This is a genomic window from Pseudoalteromonas sp. L23 (genome assembly GCF_021728455.1).
GTDB lineage: Bacteria > Pseudomonadota > Gammaproteobacteria > Enterobacterales > Alteromonadaceae > Pseudoalteromonas.
In genome coordinates this window covers 66,328-90,499 of the sequence record NZ_JAKKCW010000004.1, presented here as the reverse complement: position 1 = coordinate 90,499, position 24,172 = coordinate 66,328, and the positions used below count along the sequence as shown (strand labels likewise).

General features: G+C 42.9%; 19 protein-coding genes and 1 other RNA gene. 7 read left to right on the top strand and 13 right to left on the bottom strand.

Features of this window, described 5'->3' with window-relative positions; genetic code table 11:
* Window positions 1-42 precede the first annotated feature (42 nt).
* On the bottom strand, window positions 43-717 hold the full coding sequence (gene radC, locus L3V43_RS09150) for a DNA repair protein RadC (RefSeq protein WP_010605891.1): 675 nt from the start codon (window positions 715-717) through the stop codon (window positions 43-45).
* 128 nt (window positions 718-845) lie between these two features.
* On the opposite strand from radC, the gene coaBC reads away from it, so the two are divergent.
* From coaBC to L3V43_RS09130, 4 genes are all read left to right on the top strand, one after another.
* Complete coding sequence (gene coaBC, locus L3V43_RS09145) at window positions 846-2,042, top strand: bifunctional phosphopantothenoylcysteine decarboxylase/phosphopantothenate--cysteine ligase CoaBC (RefSeq protein WP_237116421.1); 1,197 nt, start codon at window positions 846-848, stop codon at window positions 2,040-2,042.
* Between the two features lie 157 nt (window positions 2,043-2,199).
* A complete protein-coding gene (slmA, locus tag L3V43_RS09140; protein ID WP_010376740.1) occupies window positions 2,200-2,787 on the top strand; it encodes a nucleoid occlusion factor SlmA in 588 nt (195 codons plus the stop codon).
* Between the two features lie 106 nt (window positions 2,788-2,893).
* Window positions 2,894-5,662 carry a prolyl oligopeptidase family serine peptidase gene (locus L3V43_RS09135; RefSeq protein ID WP_237116420.1) on the top strand — a complete coding sequence of 923 codons (2,769 nt, stop codon included), beginning with the start codon at window positions 2,894-2,896 and terminating at the stop codon, window positions 5,660-5,662.
* Window positions 5,663-5,874: 212 nt separating this feature from the next.
* Window positions 5,875-8,823, top strand: coding sequence for a TonB-dependent receptor (locus L3V43_RS09130; RefSeq protein ID WP_010605895.1), 2,949 nt, complete (start codon window positions 5,875-5,877; stop codon window positions 8,821-8,823).
* A 61-nt stretch (window positions 8,824-8,884) separates the two neighbouring features.
* Here the strand turns inward: L3V43_RS09130 and L3V43_RS09125 are convergent, their stop codons facing one another.
* Complete coding sequence (locus L3V43_RS09125) at window positions 8,885-9,727, bottom strand: hypothetical protein (protein WP_235366748.1); 843 nt, start codon at window positions 9,725-9,727, stop codon at window positions 8,885-8,887.
* 421 nt (window positions 9,728-10,148) lie between these two features.
* On the bottom strand, window positions 10,149-12,347 hold the full coding sequence (locus L3V43_RS09120) for an EAL domain-containing protein (protein ID WP_010605897.1): 2,199 nt from the start codon (window positions 12,345-12,347) through the stop codon (window positions 10,149-10,151).
* 220 nt (window positions 12,348-12,567) lie between these two features.
* On the opposite strand from L3V43_RS09120, the gene L3V43_RS09115 reads away from it, so the two are divergent.
* On the top strand, window positions 12,568-13,050 hold the full coding sequence (locus L3V43_RS09115; protein WP_010605898.1) for a hypothetical protein: 483 nt from the start codon (window positions 12,568-12,570) through the stop codon (window positions 13,048-13,050).
* A gap of 1 nt (window position 13,051) precedes the next feature.
* On the top strand, window positions 13,052-13,930 hold the full coding sequence (locus L3V43_RS09110; RefSeq protein WP_010376727.1) for a TIGR03899 family protein: 879 nt from the start codon (window positions 13,052-13,054) through the stop codon (window positions 13,928-13,930).
* 80 nt (window positions 13,931-14,010) lie between these two features.
* Here L3V43_RS09110 and L3V43_RS09105 read toward each other — a convergent pair whose 3' ends face one another.
* The 10 genes from L3V43_RS09105 to rsmI all read right to left on the bottom strand — a co-directional run bounded on the left by L3V43_RS09105 (window position 14,011) and on the right by rsmI (window position 22,221).
* Complete coding sequence (locus tag L3V43_RS09105) at window positions 14,011-14,772, bottom strand: TIGR04219 family outer membrane beta-barrel protein (RefSeq protein WP_010376724.1); 762 nt, start codon at window positions 14,770-14,772, stop codon at window positions 14,011-14,013.
* Window positions 14,773-14,776: 4 nt separating this feature from the next.
* A complete protein-coding gene (locus L3V43_RS09100; protein ID WP_010605899.1) occupies window positions 14,777-15,763 on the bottom strand; it encodes a DUF2333 family protein in 987 nt (328 codons plus the stop codon).
* A 17-nt stretch (window positions 15,764-15,780) separates the two neighbouring features.
* Window positions 15,781-16,305, bottom strand: coding sequence for a copper chaperone PCu(A)C (locus tag L3V43_RS09095; protein ID WP_010605900.1), 525 nt, complete (start codon window positions 16,303-16,305; stop codon window positions 15,781-15,783).
* A 94-nt stretch (window positions 16,306-16,399) separates the two neighbouring features.
* Window positions 16,400-16,741 (bottom strand): hypothetical protein, encoded by a 342-nt coding sequence (locus L3V43_RS09090; RefSeq protein WP_010605901.1) that lies wholly within the window; start codon window positions 16,739-16,741, stop codon window positions 16,400-16,402.
* 23 nt (window positions 16,742-16,764) lie between these two features.
* Complete coding sequence (locus tag L3V43_RS09085; RefSeq protein WP_010605902.1) at window positions 16,765-16,974, bottom strand: PspC domain-containing protein; 210 nt, start codon at window positions 16,972-16,974, stop codon at window positions 16,765-16,767.
* Between the two features lie 47 nt (window positions 16,975-17,021).
* Entirely contained in the window at window positions 17,022-17,678 is a 657-nt protein-coding gene (locus tag L3V43_RS09080) for a PspA/IM30 family protein (protein WP_237116419.1), read from the bottom strand.
* A 179-nt stretch (window positions 17,679-17,857) separates the two neighbouring features.
* The gene (gene dusA, locus L3V43_RS09075) at window positions 17,858-18,877 is read right to left on the bottom strand and encodes a tRNA dihydrouridine(20/20a) synthase DusA (protein WP_237116418.1); all 1,020 of its coding nucleotides are present in this window, start codon (window positions 18,875-18,877) and stop codon (window positions 17,858-17,860) included.
* A 344-nt stretch (window positions 18,878-19,221) separates the two neighbouring features.
* On the bottom strand, window positions 19,222-20,697 hold the full coding sequence (locus L3V43_RS09070) for a serine hydrolase (RefSeq protein ID WP_237116417.1): 1,476 nt from the start codon (window positions 20,695-20,697) through the stop codon (window positions 19,222-19,224).
* 238 nt (window positions 20,698-20,935) lie between these two features.
* Window positions 20,936-21,306, bottom strand: an RNA gene (gene rnpB / locus L3V43_RS09065) — RNase P RNA component class A.
* 54 nt (window positions 21,307-21,360) lie between these two features.
* Window positions 21,361-22,221, bottom strand: coding sequence for a 16S rRNA (cytidine(1402)-2'-O)-methyltransferase (gene rsmI, locus L3V43_RS09060; protein WP_206473442.1), 861 nt, complete (start codon window positions 22,219-22,221; stop codon window positions 21,361-21,363).
* 60 nt (window positions 22,222-22,281) lie between these two features.
* Here rsmI and L3V43_RS09055 point away from each other — a divergent pair, with 60 nt between their 5' ends.
* Window positions 22,282-24,168, top strand: a complete 1,887-nt coding sequence (locus tag L3V43_RS09055) for a penicillin-binding protein activator (RefSeq protein ID WP_237116416.1) — start codon at window positions 22,282-22,284, stop codon at window positions 24,166-24,168.
* The last annotated feature ends 4 nt before the right edge of the window (window positions 24,169-24,172 follow it).

Below are 24,172 nucleotides of genomic sequence, written 5' to 3'. Positions count from 1 at the left end.
ACTTGAGAAAGCGAAACCCACCTGATAAAACAGCAACTCAGCTTAAATCAGTCCTCGTTCGGCAAACGAAATACAATGACTTCCGGCGACGATTAAATGGTCAAGTACATTAATATCGACCAGTGCCAAGCCTTGCTGCAATTTTTTCGTGATGAGTTTATCCGCTTCGCTGGGCTCTGCTACGCCCGATGGGTGGTTATGGGCAAAAATCACGGCTGCACAGTGGTATTTTAGTGCCGCCTTTACTACTTCTCTTGGATAAACCGAGGCCGCGTTAATTGTACCGTGAAACAACACTTCATCTTTTATCAGGCGATTTTGGTTGTCTAGATACAGCACCATAAACACTTCATGCCCAAGCCCCCGTAGTTGAGCACTCAAATAGTCACGTACCGCTGTCGGGTTTTGAAATACCGTTTCTCTTAAGCACTCTTCTTTTAGATAACGCCGGCTTAACTCCAAAACGGCCTGTAACTGGGTGTATTTGGCAACGCCTAAGCCTTTTAACGCTGAAAACTCTTCTAATGAGGCATTGAATAAACGCTGTAACGTTTGCTGTTCTTGTAACAGGGATTCGGCAAGCTCTATGGCATTTAATCCTTTGATCCCAGTGCGTAAAAAGATAGCCAATAACTCGGCATTTGATAATGCCTCAGGGCCTTGCTCTATTAACTTTTCCCTTGGTCGTGCGGATTTGGGTAAGGCTGATATTTGCATCCTACTATTCCTTATATTTGTATGTCTCCTTGACTAAATTAAGCTTAGCGGGTGATCACGATTATTCAAAAGCAAACACAGACTGTGATATCTTTAGTTTATTGATACTGTGATCGTATAAAACAAACATGCAAAGAAATAAACGCCTCTTACTTGGGATCAGCGGTGGTATCGCTGCTTACAAATGCGCAGAACTCGTTCGCCGCCTAAAAGAACAGCAAATAGATGTCAAAGTGGTGATGACGGAGTCTGCTAAGCACTTTATCACGCCACTGACAATGCAGGCGGTCTCTGGTGAAATCGTTTCTGACTCTTTGCTTGACCCACAAGCAGAAGCATCAATGGGCCATATCGAATTTGCAAAATGGGCAGACCTAGTGCTGGTTGCTCCAGCGACCTCGAATATCCTCGCCAAAATGGCGGCGGGTATTGCGGATGATTTACTGACCACATTACTGCTCGCAACGCCCGCGCCTGTTGCCGTAGCGCCGGCAATGAATCAACAGATGTATGCACATCTATCGACTCAAGCAAACCTCAATACCCTTGCTTCACGCCATGTCCAAATCTGGGGACCCGGTAAAGGCGAGCAAGCCTGCGGAGATGTAGGCGCAGGACGCATGCTTGAACCCCATGAGTTGGTGCAACTGTGTTTAGCTGCACTTCGCCCTACTGAGCAAGTATTAGCAGGAAAAACGGTAACTATCACCGCAGGACCGACGCGCGAAGCATTAGATCCGGTGCGTTTTATTACTAACCACAGTTCAGGAAAAATGGGCTTTAGCCTTGCTGAGGCGGCAAAGGCTTTGGGTGCAAGCGTAAATCTGATCGCAGGCCCAGTTTCACTGAATACCCCCACTGGAATTAATCGACTTGATGTAGAAAGTGCTGAGCAGATGCAACAAGCTGCACTCGAATATGCCGTACAATCGGATATTTTTATCGGCTGCGCGGCGGTCGCTGATTACCGTGCAGCCACCGTTGCCGAGCAAAAGATTAAAAAGCAAGGCGATGAAATCACACTTACACTGGTCAAAAACCCCGATATTATCGCCACTGTCGCAGCACTAAAACAGTCTCGTCCTTATACCGTTGGCTTTGCCGCTGAGACGCAGAATGTCGCCGAATATGCGCAAGGAAAATTGGTCAATAAAGGGTTGGATATGATCTGTGCGAATGATGTGTCGGATAGCACAGGTGGTTTTAATTCTGATAACAACACATTGACCCTATATTGGAAAAAAGACCGACTTGAACTCCCTCACTCTAGCAAAAAAGAGTTAGCACTTACTGTCATGCAAGCTATTGCCGAAAAGATAAAATAACCTTCATGTAAAAGACTGGAAAGAAACTGAATAAAACATTAACATGATACCCCGATAATGTGTAAACAAGTCGGGGTTTGCACTTCTGCGCATCACTCTCTGTGCTTAATAAACCCGACAAAAATAATATAACAATTAGAAAAATAAGGGAAATTTCATGCCAGCGACAAAACGTAGTAATCGCAAAGAGCAAATTCTTCAATCACTCGCACAAATGTTGGAAACCAGCCCAGGACAACGTATCACCACAGCTAAACTCGCTGCTGAAGTCGGGGTTTCAGAAGCTGCGCTTTATCGTCACTTTCCAAGTAAAGCGAGAATGTTTGAGGGGCTTATTGAGTTCATCGAAGATACGTTGCTGTCACGCATTAATTTAATTCTAGAAAACGAAAAAGAAACTCGTAACCGGATCTACAACATTCTTACTCTACTCCTAGCCTTTGCAGAGAAAAATCCTGGCATCACACGTATCTTAACGGGAGATGCACTACAAGGTGAGCAAGAACGTTTACGTGAACGAGTTCAAAGCTTATTTGAAAAGCTTGAGACACAATTCAAACAAGTTTTAAGAGAGCGCAAGCTGCGAGAAGGTAAGGCATTCACGAGTGAAGAAAGTGTACTGGCTAACTTATTCTTAGCTTTTGTTGAAGGTAAGATGAACCAGTTTGTAAGAAGTGACTTTAAAGCAAAACCAACCGCGCAATTCGATAAACAGTGGGTTGAGCTTGAGAAAATCTGGCTTTAAACACCTGCGGCTAGCCGCTTAAATACATCCGCACACCGCAGAGCATTTTAGTTTCACTGTTAAAAGTGATAAAAACACAATAAATAAAGACTAAAATGCTCTAGATATGACTCTAAAACTCTCTCTTCTAAGTGCGGCACTTTTTAGTGTAAGCAGCTTAGCAGCTAAACCCAGCCTTGAATTTAAAGACGTTTTTGATTTTCGTTACCCACAAGGTACAGTAATCTCCGAACAAGGTACATTCCTCGGCCTAAGTGCAAAGCCTTACCGTGGTGACAGCGAAGGCCAAGTGTATTCTCTCGACAATAAAGCACTGATTGCATCAGTTCCCCGTGGTACAAATCCAGTTATCAATAAAGGCGCTCAATGGGTTGGTTTTACCCAACGCCCTACCCTACTTGAAAAAGAAACTGCAGATAAAAAGAAGAAAAAAACGCTAAAGAACAACTTAGTGTTGGTGAACACCACAACCAAAGCACAACAAACTTTTAGCTCAGTTAAAGATTATCAACTTTCAGATGATGGCCTGTGGTTGGTGTATCGTGAGGATGCAAAAAAAGGCGACAAAAAGTCAGACGCAAAAGCGAATACAGACGAGCAAACTGATGAACTCAAAATCAGTGCAGATAAGGGTGATGACGCCTTAACGCTTGTAGTGCTGAACCTTTCTCACAATAAAAGTACTCGCTATGACAATATCGCAGCATACAAAGTTGCACCAAATAGTAACGCAATACTGGTCAATCAGCGCAGTGAGGACGGCAGTAAAAACCGTGTTGCTGTTATTGACTTAGCAAGCAATCAAATCACGAGTCTTATTGATGAGCCTGGTGTCACTTTGGGAGACATTGCTTGGCAACCTAACTCACAACAAGTCGCTTTTTATTTGGGTAATTATGTCAACGATGACAAACGCCGTCGCAACTACCAGCTCAAATTATGGTCTCCAACAAGCAATAAAATTACCGACATCCACAACCCAAGCGGTTGGTTTTCAGGCAAAACAGCATCAATCAAATGGTCTGAAGACGGCTCACGACTGTTTTTTGAAAATCGTCCACAGCTTGAAGAAAAAACCAAAGTACTCAAATACACAGATGAAAGCTCGCTTTTTGATTACGATACCATTCGCCAACAAAAAGGCTTAAAGGTTTGGCACAATGCCGATCCTGAAATCAAAACTAGAGAAATAAAAACATGGAACGAAAGCCGCCGAGATCAACATTATCAAGCGGTTTACCACGTAAATGGCGAGCGTGTAGTACAGCTTGAAAACCTTCAGGTGCCTTCTATTTCACTTCACACAAACGCAAACTTTGTGCTGGGTAGTGACGATACACCATATCTAAAGCAAATCATGTACAAAGGGTTTTATCGCGACTACTACAGCGTTGATATCGATAATGGTGATAAACAACTCATCGTTAAAGAAAGTTCAAACCGCCCTACTGTCGCGCCTGACGGTAAACATGCTGCCTATTTCGACGGTGAACAAGTCTGGTTGAAGTCGCTATACACTCAACAGCTTACCCCAGTAAGCAAAGCGGTTAAAAACGCACTATTCGCGGATGATAAACATGATAAGCCAGAACCAAATAAAGGGTTTGGATTTGCTGGTTGGCAGCTCGATGGCTCGACGCTCTACGTCTACAGTAAATATGATATTTGGGCATTTGATACCAAAACAGCAAAAGCAACTCGGCTAACCGACGGCTATAAGACCCAAACACAATACCGAATTGAGTATAAAGATAAGGACAAACTAAGCTTTAACCCAGACGATACCTTACTGTTAAGTGCGCACAACCTCGAAAATAAACAAACGCATATTGCAACGCTTTCCCTACAAGATAACAAGTTGCAAACTGTTTTGTCTGGCGAAGCTAAATATAGTGTAGTGAGAAAAGCCAAAGAGGCGGACACTTATATTTTCACAAGACAGTCTTATCAAGAATTTCCTGATTATTGGGTCTCAGATAGTAGCTTTAATAACCCGACAAAGCTCACAGATTTAAATCCACAGCAGCAGACATTTGCTTGGGGCCAAAAACCTGAACTTGTGAAGTACAAAGGCTACGATGGCGAAGATCTTCAAGGCGTGTTAATCAAACCTGCTGATTATAAAGCTGGTGATAAAGTGCCTGTGGTGATTTACTTCTACCGCTATATGAGCCAGCGCATGTATGACTTCCCGAAAATGGTGCTAAACCACAGACCAAACCTGCCAATGTATACCTCAAATGGTTATGCGATATTCTTGCCTGATATTCGTTTTGAAATTGGTCACCCTGGGCGCTCCGCAACACAAACAATGCTCAATGCAGCGCAAGCGCTTATTGATAGAGGTGTTGCTGATCCAGATAAAATTGGCTTGCAGGGCCACTCTTGGGCTGGTTACCAAAGTGCATTTATGATCACACAGACGGATATGTTTAAAGCGGTTGTCTCTGGCGCACCAGTATCCAATATGACCTCTGCTTTCAGTGGGATCCGTTTAGAATCAGGTCTTGCAAGACAGTTCCAGTACGAAACAGGCCAAAGCCGTATCGGTAAACCGTTAACGGAGGCGCCTGAATTATACATAGAGAACTCTCCGGTATTTTACGCGGATAAGGTAAATACACCTATTTTGATCATGTTTGGTGATAAAGATGGGGCGGTTCCTTGGCAAGAAGGTATCCAATACTACTTAGCCCTAAGAAGACATGATAAAGATGCCATTTTCTTACAATACGAAGGTGAACCTCACCATCTGAAAAAGCTGCCTAATCAGTTGGACTATTCAATTCGCATGAAAGAGTACTTTGATTACCACCTGAAAGGGTTGCCACCAGCAGCGTGGATCAAATCAGGCGAGGCATTCATTGCTGAATAGTAATTATTCTGGGTACCTTTGAGGTACCCTTTTTATTTCTCAAAAATAGGTTATTTCAACTTATATCTTTATAATTTTGCTATAAAAACCTACCCCACGGCTCCTCCTGGCTACTTTACAGTCTAAGTGTTGAAGTTTATGTAAATGCAATGTAAGTTCTATGCTGCAGGGAAATTTTCCTATTCTGCTAACAAAATACATAAGGAAATAAGATGAAACTTTCAAACCTATCAGCGAACATTAGGCTGTCTTTACTTGCCTGTTCAACGCTAACAGTGGGTGTATCTGGCATCGCTTATGCTGAACAGTCAGGCACCACAACAGCGAATACTGTCGAACGAATTGAAGTAACCGGTACACGAATCAAGCGAGCAGCAATGACTGGCGCGAGTCCTGTGACGAGTGTAACCGCTGAAGATATAGAAATCGCGGGCATTACCCGAGTTGAAGACCTATTGAACAACATGCCTGCGGTATTCGCAGATCAGACTTCAGGTACAGCAAACGGTGCTACTGGTACAGCAACCGTTGACCTTCGAAATTTAGGCCCTTCTAGAACACTAGTTTTAGTCAACGGCCGCCGATTACCCTCAGGCTCACCAGCTGGAATTGAGGGTGTTGGTGCCGACGTAAACCAAATCCCAGCCTCTTTGGTTGAGCGCGTAGATGTGCTAACCGGTGGTTCATCTGCAACATACGGCTCTGATGCTGTTGCTGGTGTTGTAAACTTTATTATGAAAGACGACTTTGAAGGCTTTGAAGTCGACTATCAAGGAAGCGTTTACAACCATAAAAATGACCATAAAGACATGCAACGAGCACTAACTGCCTCAGGCTTCGACATTCCTGATTCCTCAGTTACTGACGGTGATACTCATGATATATCTATGATTTTTGGTATCAACTCAGCTAACGATAAAGGCAATATTACAGGTTACCTCACTTGGCGTGAAATTGATGAAATCCGTCAGGACTCCCGTGATTTTAGTGCCTGCTCAATGAATATCAATCGTAGCAGAACGAGTTCAGCTCCAGGGCAAAGAATATGTCGAGGCTCTGGCACAATACCTGACGGTAGGATCACAGACCAAGCTAGCTATGACTTTAAAGTCGCAGGAGATGATCTAGTACCAACGGGTAATAGTGTCTATAACTTTGGCCCACTTAATTACTTCCAGCGTCCGGACAAGCGTAAAACATTTGGTTTGCTTGGCCATTACAATTTTACCGATCAACATACCTTTTATGCTGAATTGAACTACATGGATAACCGTACCGTGGCACAAATTGCGCCATCTGGTTCTTTCTTCAATGAAGTCGATATTAAATGTGATAACCCGCTTCTTTCAGCAAAACAACGAGAAGTCCTTTGCGGTGCCAATGGGCCTGCGGTCGATGGTGTTGTATCTGGCGCATTTATCGCAAAACGAAACGTAGAAGGAGGCCCTCGCCAAGATGATTTACGACACACCTCTACCCGTTTTGTATTAGGTATGAGAGGCGAAATTGATGATAACTGGACTTATGATGCATTCTTTAACTACGGAAATGTGTCTTATGAACAAACCTACCAAAACGACCTATCAAAACGTAAAATTGTTAGAGCCTTAAAAGCAACCACTGATGACAATGGCAAGATTGTCTGTGAGTCAGTTATTGATGGTAGCGATCCCGACTGTATCCCTTGGAATATATTCGACCCAGCAAATATTACCCAAGAGCAAATTGATTATCTTACCATTCCACTCTTTGCTCGCGGTGATACACGTTCAAAACAAATCAGTGGTTTCGTCACTGGGGACTTAACTGAATATGGCATAGTCGTGCCTGGTACTTCAACAGGCGTCGGTATTGTATTGGGTCTGGAACACCGCAAAGAAGCTATTGATTTTAATCCGGACATTAACTTCATTTCTAACGATGGCGCAGGTCAAGGTGGACCAAGAAAACCCGTTTCAGACCAGTTTGATGTAAATGAATTCTTTACTGAGCTAAATATTCCATTAATTGAAGATAGCTCATTTGCGGATTACATTACATTAGAACTCGCTTATCGCTATTCTGATTACTCAACAGATAAACAAACAGATACCTACAAAGCAGCGTTTGATATACGCATTAACGATAGTTTAGGTTTACGTACAAGCTATCAACGAGCAGTGCGTGCCGGTAACATTCAAGACTTGGCGAGACCGTCTTCACTTGCCCTAGTAAACTGGGACGACCCTTGTGCGGGAGCTAATCCAGCTTATACACTTGAGCAATGTATGAGAACCGGTGTTACAGCAGACCAATATGGTTCTGTTTCTTCAAATCCAGCGGGGCAATACAATGCGATTGAAGCAGGAAACCCAGACCTCAAGCCTGAGAAGTCTGATACCTATTCATTTGGTATTCTTTACTCTCCTGAGTTTGTTGAAGGCTTAGATATCGCTGTAGATTACTTTGATATTACCGTTAACGACGCCATTCAACCTTTCCCAGTACAGTATATCGTAGAGCAATGTGCGATAGACAATAACGAAGAGCTCTGTGGCCTAATAAACCGTGGTGAAAAAACCGGTTCGCTTTGGTTAGGAGAAGATGCCGTAACCGCTACAGATACCAACATTGGTAGTGTAGAGACTTCAGGTATTGATTTTGATGCATCATACCGTTACACGTTACCTGAGGATATGGGTCTTTTAAGATTCTCTCTAATTGGTACATGGATGGAGAAGTTTGATACACAAAACGCACCAGGTGGGATTGTTGATAAGTGTGCCGGGAAATGGGATAAAAATGTATGCGAAAGCCCAGTTCCCGATATGCGTTATAACTTTAAAACAACTTGGGTAACTCCATGGGATGTGAATATTACAGCGACCTATCGTTACGTGAGTGAAGTGGAAGAGTTCTATCGTCCTACAGCTGCGGAATTGGCTGACCCATCAAAATCACCAATACTAGTACCATTGAGTGCAAGAGATTATGTTGATATTGCTGCAACATGGAACGCAACTGAAAACCTCTCATTCAGAGCCGGTATCAATAACGTGTTTGACAACACGCCACCGCTCGTTCCTGATGGCCCTACAACCTTCTCTAATGGTAACACCTATCCGGGGTTCCACGATATCCTAGGTCGTTACATCTTTGCAGGATTTACATTTAGAATGTAAGCACTTTAAATAGTAAATGGCTAATTGCTAGCCATTTACTATTATTTAGATGTCATTTCACTCAGTTTTTATTACATGTCGGGCAGCTAGGTGGACGAGTTGGCTCTCCAGGTACCATAACCATCCCTAGCTTTTTAGTCTGACCATAATTGCCATCATTCATAAATGCTTCCACATAATACGGTCCACCACCCATCGAAAATCTCATTCTTACCACAGCACTTCCAGTAAGTTGATTCTCCGCATTGTAAATTGCTTTGGTTACGCGCTTAGTGCCTCCGCTAAAATAATCACTTTTTGTCGTAACACCAACAATTACAGGTACACTAGGATCCAAAGCAGCTTCAGAGAATTGATCTAATTCAAAATCAATTTTTACTTCGTATTTATCACCATACGGATTTTTAACGGCTTCCATTTTGGGCATATCTTGAACAATTACACCTTTAGCAGAGCACTCATCACTCACTGTTGACCAGACTAAGCCTGCACCATATGTAGAATTAAACGCCAGATTAAAGTATGAATTTGAGTCCCAATTACTTCGGTCATTACCTAAACGACCCCTTTCAGAGTTGTAGTAGGCGACATCTCGAAGCATGTCATTTGGATTACCTACCTCTAGATCTGTTTTAAATCTGTAGCTCTGATTACGTAGAAGATAAGTAGGGCCTGATAATTTTGCAGAAGAGCTTGAATTTATACCGGGTAAAGATCTCAGAAATTCTACGACCGTGTAAAAACTTGGGGCTCGATACAAGTTCCAACCAGCTTCGATAGTAGCTGGTAATTCAAGTAAATTAAGCTCGTGTATTGTACTCTCTTCATATTTACAGCCGCTTGGAACTCCAACTGCAAATGCACTTCCAGAAAAAGTACATAGTAATATTATAATTTTTTTCACTTAAATATCCTTCTATGTGTTTAAAGAGATCAAAATTTAATCAACCTCTATGCAACGTTAGCAAAAAACACATTTCAGGTACAAGTTATTTTGGTAATCTTTATAAATGAGAATTTCAGCTGTAATCGGAAACTAACCTATGGGAACCATGTAACAGTGTCTTAATCAAAATACCGTTGTTTTTTCATGTGAGCATCAATTTGTTTGTGCAATATTCGCCCTATTTTGGATTTAGACTGAGTTGAGCTTCTGCACTAACTTCCTGTGTTGTAGATATCACAAACACATATTTCACTCTACACCCTTAGGCTAAAATCGAAAAACTTTCCAAAAGCGACCCTCATAACAGATCATCACTGCACTTTTTAAAGGTTGCTTCATCAACGTATAAGACAAGTAATATACTTGTCTTAGGTCACTACTATACACTGTTCTGATTATCTAAAAACTCAAGTAACTCCTTTTCAGGCATAGGCTTTGCGAGTAAAAAACCCTGTACTTCATCACAGCCGAGCTTTTGTAACACCGTCATTTGCTCTTCTGTCTCAACGCCTTCCGCAATTGTTTTTAGGCCGAGATGCTGACCTAAAGAAATGACAAGATCGGCAATTGCACCGCTGTCATCATGAGGGATATCTTTGACAAAAGCACGGTCGATTTTAAGCCGTGCTAAAGGTAGTTTTTGCAAATAGCTCAAAGAAGAAAATCCAGTACCAAAGTCATCAATGGCCACCTCAACACCAAATTCCTGGAGTTCTTGAAGTGTATTGATCACCGAGTTTACTTCGTCCATGACTACACTTTCTGTCACTTCGAGCTCTATATGTTTAGGCTCTACATCAAATGACAAGATAGTGTCCTTAACCTGCTGTGCATAGTTTGGCACCTTAAACTGCGGCACAGAGACGTTAACAGCAATGCTAAGCTCACCGAATCCCTGTTGCTGCAAAGTTGCCTGCAACTGACAGGCTTGTTCTAATACCCATTGGCCAATTTCGACAATAAGCCCTGCATTTTCCGCAAGCGGAACAAAAATCGCAGGGGAAATATAATTCCCATTTCCAGAAGGCCAACGTAATAAAGCCTCACAGCCAATCACCTTGCGATCAACAATGGAAAACTGAGGCTGATACCAGACCTCTAGTTTTTTCATCTCAAAATCTTGCCTGAGCTGTCTTATTAATCCCAGCTTCCAAGCCATTTTTTCTTCTAAGTCTGGGGTATACCAATCTAGTGGAATACTCGACTGCTTTGCTTGGTTAAGTGCAATATACGCGAGTTTTAAGGTTTCTATACCTTGCGGTTGGAAGTCTTCTTGACGACACACTCCAATATGAAAGTGCATGGTCAACAAATGCTCCCCAACATGGTAAGGAACACACAAGTTATCAATAAAAGACTCTTCATCAAACTGCGACTCAGGCATTAAAAAGCCAAACACATCTGCACCAATACGTGAAATTAACTGGGCCTCTGGAAACTCAATACTAATTCGCTCGGCAACCCCTAATAACAACAAGTTTCCAACTTCTTGGCCTAAACCGTTATTGATGTCAGAAAATTGGGCAATATCAACAAGAATAAAAACGAGAGATTGCTGCTGGTTAAAGTAAGACTCTATTTTCTCAATAAAGTTAGCGCGATTGGGAAGTTTGGTTAGATTATCCTTGTAAGCAACCTCACGCAACTCATTGAATAGCTTGATATTATCAAGACCAACACCAACGTTAGTCAGAAATATTTCAGCAAACTTCAATTGCGCTTCCGACGGCTCGCCCTCTAGCTCTAAATAAATGGCTGCCTTTTTGTTTTTGCTTTCAAGTAAGAAGGTAATGTCATGCGCGGTAGATTGGTGGGATTCGGTATCAATACAGTTTTGCACTTGCATGATGACACGACCATTATCAAGCTGCTCTATACCATGACCAAAAAATTCACGGTACTGCTCACTACCGCCAAACACCCTTAAATGCATATCATCATCTAGGTAGCCACTCACTAAGCCTTCGCCTGACGCATCTAAAATATTTGCCAATTGAGCGACAACTGCCGCTGCAAAGGAGCCCATATCGGTATGTCCGAGTATGGCACGAGAAGCTGAAAGGATCTGCTCTAGTGCGTGGCTTTGCGCTTCGAGCTCACAAATTTGTTGATAAGAACGGATAGCGGTAAGCAACGAGGTAACCAGTTTGCTGCGGGTAAGCTCTGTCTTCATTTTATAATCGTTAATGTCGAACTCACGAATGACCTTTTCTTCCGGTGCATAACCCGGTTGTCCTGTGCGCATAATAATACGTACTGCCATATTTTTTATTTCTTCGCGCACTCGACGAACGACATTAAGACCTGCGTCATCGGTTTCCATCACCACATCAAGTAATAGGATGCTGATATTATTTTGTTCTTTTAAAATCTCAATGGCTTCTTTGCCAGAATAGGCGTGAAAAAACCTGAGCTTTTTACCCCAAAACTCTAAATTAGACAGCGCAAGTTTAGTAACAGAATGGATCTCTGGATCATCATCAACGACTAAGACATCCCAAAAAGCACTTGTCGTTTCTTCTTCTTGAGTAACTTCTTCGTGCTCTGCAAACAAATAATCTTCTTGCTCAGGTGCCATGTTTTACCCTTTAAATCCGCACTACTCTTTAATTATAGGCACTGATTCACTCCAGTGTTTACCATCTTACAAAATATGGTACATTTTTACTATTACAGTTCTGTTTGATTAACATACATGAAATATTATAGTCGAGCATAGAACAAAAGAGATGATTTAGCATACTTTTTACCAAAGAGGATTCTGTATCAAACGTTTATCTACTCCTATTAGAATGCTGATGATTTTAGCACTTGTTATCGTGATTGCTGGTTTAGCGATGCCACACCATTATAAAGTGGTAAAAAGCACCGATATTTCTGCAAATAACACAACACTTTCCCCATTAGTGTTATCCCATTGGCCGACATTATTTAATTGGCAAACAACTGAAGACATCCACTTTCGCATACTGCCAAAAAGACAGCGAGTAGGAGCCTCAGCAGTGTTAGTGCATCCTTGGGGAGAAGCAGAAATAACCATCACCAAAATCGACGAACAGAGTTTAGAGCTGTCATTACATTTAGACGATGAACATTTAGCCAAAATTAGCCTTAATTTATTTACCATTCAAGCCGATAAACAACTGACCATCACAATTGAAGGAAGAGCCAATACGCCCTTTATTGGCAGTTTCATCGCACTTTTTATGCAGCAGTATTTACAGCAACTCACTAACTCCGCGGTAAATCATATGCACACACGATATAAACTACGAGCTTGATATGGCAGTCAAAAATGCACAAGTAAAATCAGCCTTAGCGCTTTCGATTGAAGAAAAGCTCGGCTACCCTATGGTGAAACGGATCACACCACTTGTCACTCAAAATGACCGTTATCAGTCTGATAAGAATAAAGACAACCAATACACGGTGCGAACTCAACATGGCACACTAAAACGCGCCCTCAAGCGCCAACAACTAATCAAAATCCAGCGCCAGCAAAATCTTGAGGCCATTATGGGCATGGCGCTTACATTGTGCCCCGAGGTTACCGCCCGAGGTCGCCCAGACCCCGATTGGTTGGAGCACTTCATCACCCTTGCAGAAGACATTGCCAATCACTCCATGCAAAAATTGTGGGCAAAGATATTAGTAGGTGAAAGCATTACGCCTGGCACTTTTTCAATTAAAAGTCTGCAAACCCTAAAGATGATGACCCAACGTGAAGCAACTGCGTTACAAAGATGCGCTCCGCTGTGCGGCTACTTAGAAAAAGAAGACAGCTACCTTATTCTTCATGGCTACTATAAAAAGCCGTCTATTTTTGATTTGCTACGTAAAGGCAGCACTGAATCCATCAATTTAAGCCAAGCAGGGCTGAACTTCCCAAATATACTTACGCTGATGGACATTAATATCCTTTACCGGCAAGAAATTGAGTCCGCTTCACTACAAAAAGGACAGTCAATGCAGCTGGTGTATTTACGTAAAAAAATGACCTTAACGGCCAAATCCAATGACTTGGTGCTAAGCTATTACAAGCTGACGCAAACCGGAGACGAGCTAAAAAAATTACTTCAAAGCCCGATAAATAAACAATACAAACAACTTGTAGAAAAGGCCTTTGAAAGCGAATTTTCTCTCGAGTGGGAAGAGAGATAAAGAAACTATTCTATTTACCAAACAAAAACAGCTTGGTCGATCACTCGTACCAAGCCGCTAAAGGAGTAAACTACACTATCTTAGAAGTGTAGTTGGATCCCTGCAAATGGACCAGAGACATCCAGGTCTGTGTAGATATCATCGATATCATCTAGCTCAAGTACCATAGAGCGGTAACCCACTTTTACCGCAACATCAACAGCCATATTGTCGATAAACTCATAAGCGATACCAATTTGATAATCTTGGATTTTGCTGTCATCAATTGCAAGCATGCTGCCTTCGGCAAAAACACTTAGCCCTGTAAGTGGTAAACCCACTTCACCGCGCAAATAACCGAGAGGAACAAAGCCTGAGAATTCAACTTCTTCTGTGCGTGTTTGACCATTTGCAGTACCAGTTACCATGATAGAACCGTCAAACTGCTTAAAGTTCACACCAAAGTCTAACGTCAACAAGTCATTGTCTAACACTTCGTAATACAATGTGTAGTCGATGTGGTTTAGATCTGCGTTTGTTGTCGCGTCAGTACCTACCGTATAAACTTGGCCGCCAAAGTCAAAAGACTCTGTTAACGTCGTTTGACCATTTAGCTCAAGCTCGGTATAGCGTAACTTGATATTTGGCACTAACGGTACTGGGTGCTCAAGTGCAGCATAGAAACTCGTAAAAGTTTCATCGTCAAAGTTAAAGGTTTGCATATTGCCTTTTTCAGCAAAGCTACCTTCGGTTTCGGTATCCCACCCTTCTGCACCGACATAAAGCCCGAGTACCGTGTCTGCGTGTGCAGCAGGTGCTAAGCAAGCGAGAGATAATGCCGCTGCTAAAAAGTGTTTTTTCATGATGTTATCCTTGCGCTAAAAGTTCACTAAGTTCGATGAGAGCCGCATTGGCTCGCGAAATATAATTTGCCATAACCAGAGAATGGTTCGCTACCAAGCCAAAGCCACTGCCGTTTAACACCATAGGGCTCCACACCGTCTCTTGAGTCGCCTCTAACTCTCTGATGATCTGCTGTAGGCTGACAAGTGCATTTTTCTTTTCAAGCACAGGTCTAAAGTCATGCTCTACCGCTTTCATATAGTGCAGTAACGCCCATGTGGCGCCTCTGGCTTCATAAAATACATCATCAATCTGCCACCAAGAGGTTTTCACCATATTATGGCTTGGCGTCATGGTTGCTTGATCAGCTGCCGAATCCCCAGCTAAATCGGTATTTAATCTGTCTTGCCCTACGCTCGCACTTAATCTTTGGCTTAAGCTGCCCATGCGCTTTTCGGCCTCTTTTAACCAAGCTCTCAAGTTATCAGCACGCGCATAAAACTGGCTATCGCGGTTACTATTATCAGAAATTTGAGTCAAATACTGACGTAGTAAATCATTACCTTTTTGATACTCACCCTCAGCACTTGGCCACATCCACGCTGTTGAACTGATATTAAACTGTGGCTGAGCTAGCTTTAAACTCGGGTGCTCTGTCGATTGAGATTGTGAACGACTAAAATCTTTACGCATCGAAAGCGTAAGATCTCGTGTCATCTCAAGCACACCGTACTCCCAAGCAGGCATGTTATCCATCATTACGCTTGGTGGCATCATGTCATTCGACAAATAACCGCCCGGCTTATTCAGCAATGTATCCGTCACTTTAATCAAGGTATGTGTCGTTACATATCCAGTGACCAATGTATTGCCATTTTTCTGCGCATCCGCTTTTGCAACTGCGACGACGTCAAACTGTTCTGGTTCCACACTCCAATATACGGCTATAACATAACCCAGAAGTATGACAGCGATAATGCCAGAGATGATTTTTCCCGTATGATTTCCCATTTAATACCTCACTGTTTTTAGTGATGAGAGTGATGTCCTGCGTTTGATTTTTCTTTGCCACCAAACATATCTGCAAGTGCGACGACTTCAGCCATTGTGAAGATCCTATCGCCATCAGCAAAATATAGCGTAAGCTTACGCTGCTCACCGACTTTTAATGTTTCTATTGGTTCAAACACCATTAAGTGATAACCACCAGGCTGAAATGTCACTGATTTCCCCGCTGGAATAACAAGCTCGTCAACGCGTTGCATTTTCATCATGTCTTCTTTATGTACATGCTCGTGAATTTCAACACGCTTAACACCCTCGAGCGCAGCCTTAACCAACACTTTATTTTGCTGTGTTGGATTTTCAATAACGAGATAACCTGCAGTTGAAGGTGCTGCCGGTAAAAATGCACGCACGGTTGCGTTGTGAACAGAAAGTTGCTCCGAACCATGATGATGTTCACCATGCTCATGCCCTTGATGAGCTGAAGCGTTAAAGCCGATAAAAGTTGATAAAGCAAAAATTAAGGTTTTGATTACACTTGATTTCATGTTGGCTTTCCTTGGATTTATAACTGCAAATAACTATATCACAGATCCCAATTTAGCGTGTTTTTTATCTCCTATCACCAACAAAAACCACTACTCAAGCTTTTGCCTGAGCAGATTTGTCTACCACTAACCACACAATTGCAATAATACAGATGAGTGGAAATAGCACTATCAGCGAATTAAATAGCAATGTCATTACTAGCCCAATGAACACAATAAGGAGCAACCCTAAAACACCTGCGCTCAAGAGTGCTCCTAGCACCACCAGCGCTACAATTGCAAATAGCAACGTGAGTATTTCAAAGCCAAACCAACCTAGGTCAAATCCCATATCGAGTTGCAGATCGCTGATGTCTAACCATATTAGTGGCAGCGACACCCAAGATAGCGCCAATAAAAATACCAGCGCTAATAATATACCGGCCACGACTTTCATAGTGCCCACCTCGTCGCCGTTACTTAGTTTTCGTATTGCGCTTTTGGCATTGCAAACCAAGCGACGCCATACGCTAGCATTACAAATATTGGAAACTTAAAAAACAGCAATACCGTTAGTAAACGCGTTAACCAAATTGGCATATCAAAACGTTGTGCTAGTTGCGCACATACGCCACCAATTTTCTTTGAACTATTCATTTGAGACAGTGTTGATTGATATCTATTTTTCATCTTTATCCCCTTTCGGCTTGATTGCTCAGTTGGTGTAGGAGGCGAGCCTAGCTCGCCATTTTTTGCTTCAGTTGGGCTAATTCATCGTCGATTTGTTGTTGCTTTTGCTCATCTTCAAAGCGCTGCCATACATCAGGCTGCCCTAAGTCATAGGATTCGACTTCAGCTTCAAGGCGCGCCACCTTGCGTTCTAACTCGTCGAACTTGCGCGTTGCAGAGTGCATATCGTCACTATTCAGCATTTGTTTGATGGTTAACCTTGCCTTACCAGCTTCCAAGCGGCGCAACATGGCCTTTTCTTTTGCCTTTAATTGCTGAATTTTGCTTTGCAACTTGTCCGCATCTGTGCTGAGTTTTTCAAGTGCAGGCGTTAGATCATCAATTTTTTGCTGTGCTTCTTGTGCTTTTTCGGTTTCTCGCTGCTTTTGCTCAAGGGCTGAGCGGGCAAGATCTTCACGACCTTTTTCAAGAGCATGTTCGGCTTTGCTTTGCCACGTTGTCGCAGCTTTGTTTGCTTGCTCAGCTTGACGCTGCGCTACTTTTTGTTGGCAAATAAGCTCAGCTGCCGTTGCACGACAATCAGATAGCGCTTCTTCTAAATCACGCACTAACTGAGTTGCCATTTTTTGTGGGTCTTCCGCTTTGTCTAGTAACGCGTTAAGTTCTGCTTTGATAAGGTCTTCAATTCTGTTGATGATGGTCATTGTTCGGCTCCTTTTATAATATAATTAGACTATTCCAAGAGCCGTGCCAAAAATAAAAACAAAATTAAATCATTGAGTTAAGGTTTTTTGAAAAGAAAAATAGATTTATTGAGATACATTAAATAGTGAAAAAGACGATAAAATCGTCTTTTTCACACATAGGATTGGAGCAATATATTTTACACTTCAGGTACAAAAGACAGCGCCTTTTCCATCACTTCAATACCAGCCTCTTTTTTGTGACCGTTTTCTGATAAGTGACGACGGAAACCTCTCGCACCGGGCTGATTTTGAAAAATACCCAACATGTGACGCGCAATATGCCAAAAGTTTGCACCATTCGACATTTCACTTTCAAAGTAGTCATACATGCTTCTTACGACTTGATGGCGAGTTTGCGTAAACGCAGCTTCGCCATATAGCAGCTCATCAACCTGCGACAACATAAACGGGTTGCTATAAGCCTCACGGCCAACCATTACGCCGTCAAGGTGAGCCAAATGATGCTGACATTCCTCAAGAGTTTTAACACCACCATTAATACTGATATGCAGATCTGGATAGTCTTTCTTTAATTGATAAACACGAGGATAATCTAATGGTGGGATCTCACGGTTTTCTTTCGGGCTTAAGCCTTGCAACCATGCTTTACGGGCATGAATGATAAAGTCATCACAGCCCACCGCCTGCGAGGCTTCAATCAACGCCGTAAGAAACTCATAAGAGTCTTGTTCATCAATACCAATGCGCGTTTTTACCGTTACCGGAATATTCACTTCTGCCTTCATCGCCGCCACACAATCAGCAACGAGCTGAGGCTCAGCCATTAAACACGCCCCAAAGCGACCATTTTGCACGCGATCTGACGGGCAACCTACATTTAGGTTTACCTCACTGTAGCCATATTGCTCAGCACGCTTAGCGCACTCTGCCAACGCCTTAGGATCAGAGCCCCCCAACTGCAACGCCACCGGTAACTCATGCGCACCAAATGCCAAATAATCCCCTTTACCAAAAATAATCGCACCTGTAGTGATCATTTCAGTATAAAGCACCGCATGTTTAGTCAGCTTACGGTGAAAGGTTCTGCAATGTCGATCAGTCCAATCCAGCATAGGTGCAACGCTAAAGCGGCGAAAGGCATCAACACAGTGGTTAGGTGTTTGTAGCTCAAAGGGTGGAGTAGGTTGTTGGCTCATGGTATGACTTTCTCAATCAGGTTTACTATCAATGACCTGTACTAGTTATGTCTATAGCAGTACATAGCTCAAATAGGTGATTGTGTAGTATACCGCAGCTTCTAATACTTCGTTAAGTATAGACAGCGATTTATTGCCAATAGTAATTAACCAGAGCTTCGGATAATTTATGCCTTTCTAGCAGCCTGTTTTTGCACTAGATAAGGAAATAATTTAATGTAATATTAAAAACAATGAATTAGCTCATTTCTTATCCAAACCTCAGGTTAAATACCAAAAAGCCGCAAGTAATTGAACTTGCGGCTTTCGATTTGCTTAGGCTGCCGTCACAGTCTTATGGAGAGTTAAAGATACTCCTTCACTACCGCTACTTTATTTTTTGCGAACTGACTGTTTGGGTTTATCGCAAGTAACTGCTGATAGTGCTCAAGTGCTTGTGCATACTGCTTATTTAACTCATACGCTTGCGCGATGCTGTTGTGGTAATATGGCTGCTCGTTATTTTGTGTCAGTGCAAATTTAAAGATTTCGATACCATTATTAACTTGACCATCTTCAACAAGCTTATTGCCCCACTCCACCAAGATCTCTAAATCATACATTACACCGGTATCTTGCTGCGCTTTTGCAAACGTAGTCGCGAAGTCGGCAAAACCTTGTTTATCTGTAAGCTGCTTTAAGTACGCCATTGGCTGGTAGGACTTTTTCTTATTAGCGCCGTTAAAGTTAGGAATATAGTAAGCGGCAATATTATCAACAAACTCAATGGGTAATCCACCCAACAGGTTGGTAAGTACAATCACGGAAACCTTGTCTTCAGGGTAGGTGATCACCGTAGTCGCGTTTCCTCCGCTTGCGCTGATCGCTGGGTGATATTTACGCTGAATCACTTGCCAGCCCATTGCATAGCCGTTTTCTTTGGTGTTAAAGGCTTCTGTACGCCCGTTGTTCAGCTTAACTGGCGTCCATAGCATATCTAACTCTTTAACCAGCTCGCCTTGTTGTAGTGATACAACATAGTTAGCTAGTTCCGTTGCGGTTGAACTCATTCCCGCGGCGGTTCTCAACATATAAGGGAATTCGCCGTAAAAGTTTTTGTAATTTCCCTCACCTAAATGAATATATTGGCGAGCCTGATTTGGCACCATAAGTTCAAGATAATCAAAACCTGCCTGCGCGGTTTGCGGCATATTGGCACGTGCTAACTGCATCTTGGTAATAAAAGCAGGAAACCCTTCAGGTGCATATTTATCAAGGATTTTACCCAAAATCACATAGCCGGTTTGGTTATAACTAAAACGCGAGTTAGGTGTAAATTGAAGAGGCTGCTTTTGCACAGCTTGCCATGAGGCATCAATATCGTTCGGTACAATGGTTTCTAGAGCGTAATTTGATGCCAGGATCGGTGGCAAGCCTGTGGTGTGACCCATTAATTGGTTAATTTTAAGTTGCTGCCAAGCTTTAGGTAAATCAGGTAAGTGCTTACCAATTTCATCGTCTATGTTTAGATAACCTTGCTCAGCGAGCTGTACAATCGCAACACCGGTAAACGCCTTTGTCATCGAATTAATCGGAAATAACGTCTGCTCAGTCACAGGCACTTGATGTTGTAAGTCTGCAAAACCATAACTTCCTTGCTTAATGATTTTATCGTCTTTAACCACGGCCAACTGTAAGCCCGGAATATGTCTTTCTTTCATGAGGGTTTTGATCAGCTTGTCTACCGACTCAGCCTTCACCAAGGATGAAAATAATGCCGACCATAAAAGCGTGCCAAACCATAACAGGGTTGATAGTAAAACTTTGTTGTTCTTGTACATGATAGTTCCATTACTCATTTTCGCTTGAGAGATGGCTCTATCTTTCCAAGTATTGTACCAACCTTAAAAACCATTATTTATCAGCAGCTTAAACAAATCCAGCAAGTGAAAATTGGTGAATAAATTAATGAAAAGTGGTGAGATATACAAATAAATGGCGTTTTTAACAAGATAATCGTGAGGTGATAAAGTGGGAGTCTCAAGCGTAAACATCTCATGTAGGGATGTTTACGCTTGAGGTGTGAGTCAGCCTATAAGCCGGGTTCTGTTCACTCCCGAAGGAGATCGATAATCATTCGTCTAGGCCTAGGATCGCTCCTAGGCTCGAGCAACCTACCCGGTTCCGATGCGGGCCACACCATAAGGAACCCTATTTGGTCTTGCTCCGGGTGGAGTTTACCTTGCAACCAACTGTTACCAGTGGCCCGGTGCGCTCTTACCGCACCCTTTCACCCTTACCGGTCCCGAAGGACTTAGGCGGTCTTCTCTCTGCTGCACTTGTCGTAGGCTCACGCCCCCCAGCCGTTAGCTGGCACCCTGCCCATTGGAGCCCGGACTTTCCTCCCCCTGATCATTTTCGTCACAGGCAGCGATTATCCGGCTGACTCAGGCGGGCGATTATACGCACTTTAATGCAATAACGCACGCGATAAATTGCGTGTATTACGCTTCTCGCTCAGCAATGATAGCCTTATACAAGGCGTTCTTTTTTAGCCCTAAATATTCAGCTGCCACGCCGCAGGCCTTCTTCAATGGCATTTCAGGCTCTAGTAACTCAATCAGCTTTTTCGCTTCTGGCGTTAATGCTTGTTCATCTCTTTGTTCACCGGGTAGCATCAACACCAGCTCACCTTTTTGCTTTTCAGGCGTTGCGGTTAAAAACTCAATGAGCTCGATAACCGTGCCACTGAAAAAGGTTTCGTAGGTTTTGGTCAGTTCTTTAGCAAAAACGACTTGTTGTGTTTCGCCCAGCGCGATTTTCATATCTTCTAGACTTGCCATAATGCGGTGGGTGCTTTCGTACAAGATACTGGTGATGCCAGAGGCGACTGCATCTTTAAAAAATTGCTGACGCGCTTGGCTTTTTGCAGGTGAAAATCCCACGAATTGGAATTTATCTGTCGGTAAGCCTGAACAACTCACGGCAGCAATGGCGGCACACGCGCCTGGAACGGGAGTCACAGTAGCACCTGCTTCACGGCACAGGTTTACCACGGCATAGCCTGGATCGCTGATAAGCGGCGTACCCGCATCAGACACTAGCGCGATGTCTTTACCTTCGTTTAACCAATCTAAAATTTGCTGCGCTTTTTGCTTCTCGTTGTGATCATGCAGTGCAAAAGTTTTTGCTTTAATGCTAAAGTGGCTCAATAATTTACCGGTGTGGCGCGTATCTTCGGCAGCGATTAAATCGACCTGACTTAACACTTTCAGTGCACGTTCACTGATGTCATCTAAATTACCTATTGGTGTCGCTACAATATGTAGGGTGCCGATTTTGTTTTCGTTGTGAAGATTAGCCATTGAGCTCTCCAATATCAGTCAGTAAGATATCCACTCAGTCGTGAAAAAGAAGGTTTGCCTGTGCAGTTTAAAAAGATAGCGCTTTTAGTTGCCATATTGTCGGGGTTATCCGCTTGTAGTACAAGCACAAATGTCACCAAATCCCCCCAAGAAACTAAAACAACTAAAGCCGTTAGCCAATCGGATGACAATGCCGCGTCGTTATTTGCAAAGGCGCAGGGTAAAGAAGGCGTTGCCAAAATCCAATTGCTATATGCAGCCAGAGACGCTGCTATCTTAGAAAAAGACTGGCAAATGTTAGAGCAAATTGGTTTAGCGATGGAAGCTAAAGCCAGTGTTGATCATATTCAAAACAAATTATACATCGCACTTGCTCGCAAAGAATTATCGCAGTATGCCAATGCGTTAGCCATACTAAACACGCTAGAGGGCCGACTCAACACCCCTGAACACCAAGCTTGGTATGAGTATTTATTGGGTAGTATTTATGCCTCTCAGCAACTACCAAAAAAAGCGTTGGTTGAGTACTTTAAAGCGGCTGATATTGCCAATGAACATAACTTAGCGGTGGCTGGGTTACACGAAGAGATTTGGCTCGCGCTACAGCAGCTATCAAGTTACGCCCTAGAGCGCTTTGATTCTGGCTCTGTTTTACAGCGTGGTTGGGTGACGCTAGCTAAGTATCAACAAATTTATTTGGGTTCGAGCGTCCAGCTCGACCAAGCCATGAATAATTGGCGTCGTCGTTTTACTAATCACCCTGCGGTTGCTTTGCTGCCTAAAGATTTACAAGGCGCTGTTGCGCTTGAACCTTACCAAGTTAAAAGACTTGCGGTGTTATTACCACAATCTGGTGCGAGCGAGCGACTCGGCACAGCCTTGAAAAATGGTTTCTTGGCTGCTACTGACGAAGGGGCGATTGAAGAGGTCTTCTTCATTGATGAAATGGCATCCGAATCTGACATCGTAACGCAACTTGCTGAGGCAAATGTCGATTTTGTCATTGGTCCATTATTAAAATCCAACGTTGAAAAACTACTCGCAGATAAAGGTTTTGCGGCTTACCCAACTTTGTTTTTAAATGCACGCGAAACGCTTACGCCTAGCAGTAGTGAACAGTACTTTTTTGCACTTAATCCTGAACATGAAGTCGAGCAAGCAATGAAGCACTTTCTTGCTAAAGGCTATAAAAAACCCATGTTACTGGCTCCAGCGAATGCCTCTGGTAAGCGTTTAATTGAGTATTTTGATCAAGGTTGGAAACGCTACAGTGAGACCGCACCAGAAGTAGGTTATTACACTAATAGTAAAAATATGGCGGATGTCATCACCGACATTTTAGAGGTGGACGCTTCAAAGTCACGCACTAGCGTCATCAAAAGTCTATTTCGCAAAGAGGTCAAAAGCGAAACACGCTCTAGACGCGACATTGATGCCATCTATATTTTAGGTGATGCAATGGAAACTCGACTGCTCAAACCTTATTTAGACGTCAATGTCAGTACATTTGCCGACAGGATCCCTTTATATGCCAGCTCTCGCAGCTATAGTAAACAAATTGATGTTACTGATAAGGGCGATTTAGAAGGACTTTATTTTACCGAGCAACCTTGGATGCTACCGGGTGCCGTTGAAAAAGCACCGCTTCGAGATGCCTATCAATCTTTATGGCCTGAGCAGGCCGACTTAGAGCAGCGCTTGTTTGCAATGGCATATGACGCCACAAATTTAGTCCCCGAGCTGCGCCAACTGGCTTGGCTCTCGGGAAAAAGTTTTGATGGCTTAACCGGCCAGCTCAGCATCCGCGGTGGCAGTGACGTAGTACGAAAGCTCAGTTGGGCACAGTATCATAATAAACAAATTCGTTTGGTGAGCTTGGATGAACAGCCTCCACTACCATTATTTATGCAACAAGAGAAGCCTGTGGGAGACTCTTTGATCAGATAGGATA

Coding starts and splice junctions, on each gene's coding strand:
- coaBC (WP_237116421.1), top strand. CDS start 846: ATGCAAAGAAATAAACGCCTCTTACTTGGGATCAGCGGTGGTATCGCT.
- L3V43_RS09080 (WP_237116419.1), bottom strand. CDS start 17,678: ATGACCATCATCAACAGAATTGAAGACCTTATCAAAGCAGAACTTAAC.
- rsmI (WP_206473442.1), bottom strand. CDS start 22,221: ATGGCTAATCTTCACAACGAAAACAAAATCGGCACCCTACATATTGTA.
- dusA (WP_237116418.1), bottom strand. CDS start 18,877: ATGAGCCAACAACCTACTCCACCCTTTGAGCTACAAACACCTAACCAC.
- L3V43_RS09085 (WP_010605902.1), bottom strand. CDS start 16,974: ATGAAAAATAGATATCAATCAACACTGTCTCAAATGAATAGTTCAAAG.
- L3V43_RS09095 (WP_010605900.1), bottom strand. CDS start 16,305: ATGAAATCAAGTGTAATCAAAACCTTAATTTTTGCTTTATCAACTTTT.
- L3V43_RS09120 (WP_010605897.1), bottom strand. CDS start 12,347: ATGGCACCTGAGCAAGAAGATTATTTGTTTGCAGAGCACGAAGAAGTT.
- L3V43_RS09110 (WP_010376727.1), top strand. CDS start 13,052: ATGGCAGTCAAAAATGCACAAGTAAAATCAGCCTTAGCGCTTTCGATT.
- L3V43_RS09090 (WP_010605901.1), bottom strand. CDS start 16,741: ATGAAAGTCGTGGCCGGTATATTATTAGCGCTGGTATTTTTATTGGCG.
- L3V43_RS09100 (WP_010605899.1), bottom strand. CDS start 15,763: ATGGGAAATCATACGGGAAAAATCATCTCTGGCATTATCGCTGTCATA.
- radC (WP_010605891.1), bottom strand. CDS start 717: ATGCAAATATCAGCCTTACCCAAATCCGCACGACCAAGGGAAAAGTTA.
- L3V43_RS09070 (WP_237116417.1), bottom strand. CDS start 20,697: ATGTACAAGAACAACAAAGTTTTACTATCAACCCTGTTATGGTTTGGC.
- L3V43_RS09135 (WP_237116420.1), top strand. CDS start 2,894: ATGACTCTAAAACTCTCTCTTCTAAGTGCGGCACTTTTTAGTGTAAGC.
- L3V43_RS09105 (WP_010376724.1), bottom strand. CDS start 14,772: ATGAAAAAACACTTTTTAGCAGCGGCATTATCTCTCGCTTGCTTAGCA.
- L3V43_RS09130 (WP_010605895.1), top strand. CDS start 5,875: ATGAAACTTTCAAACCTATCAGCGAACATTAGGCTGTCTTTACTTGCC.
- slmA (WP_010376740.1), top strand. CDS start 2,200: ATGCCAGCGACAAAACGTAGTAATCGCAAAGAGCAAATTCTTCAATCA.
- L3V43_RS09115 (WP_010605898.1), top strand. CDS start 12,568: ATGATTTTAGCACTTGTTATCGTGATTGCTGGTTTAGCGATGCCACAC.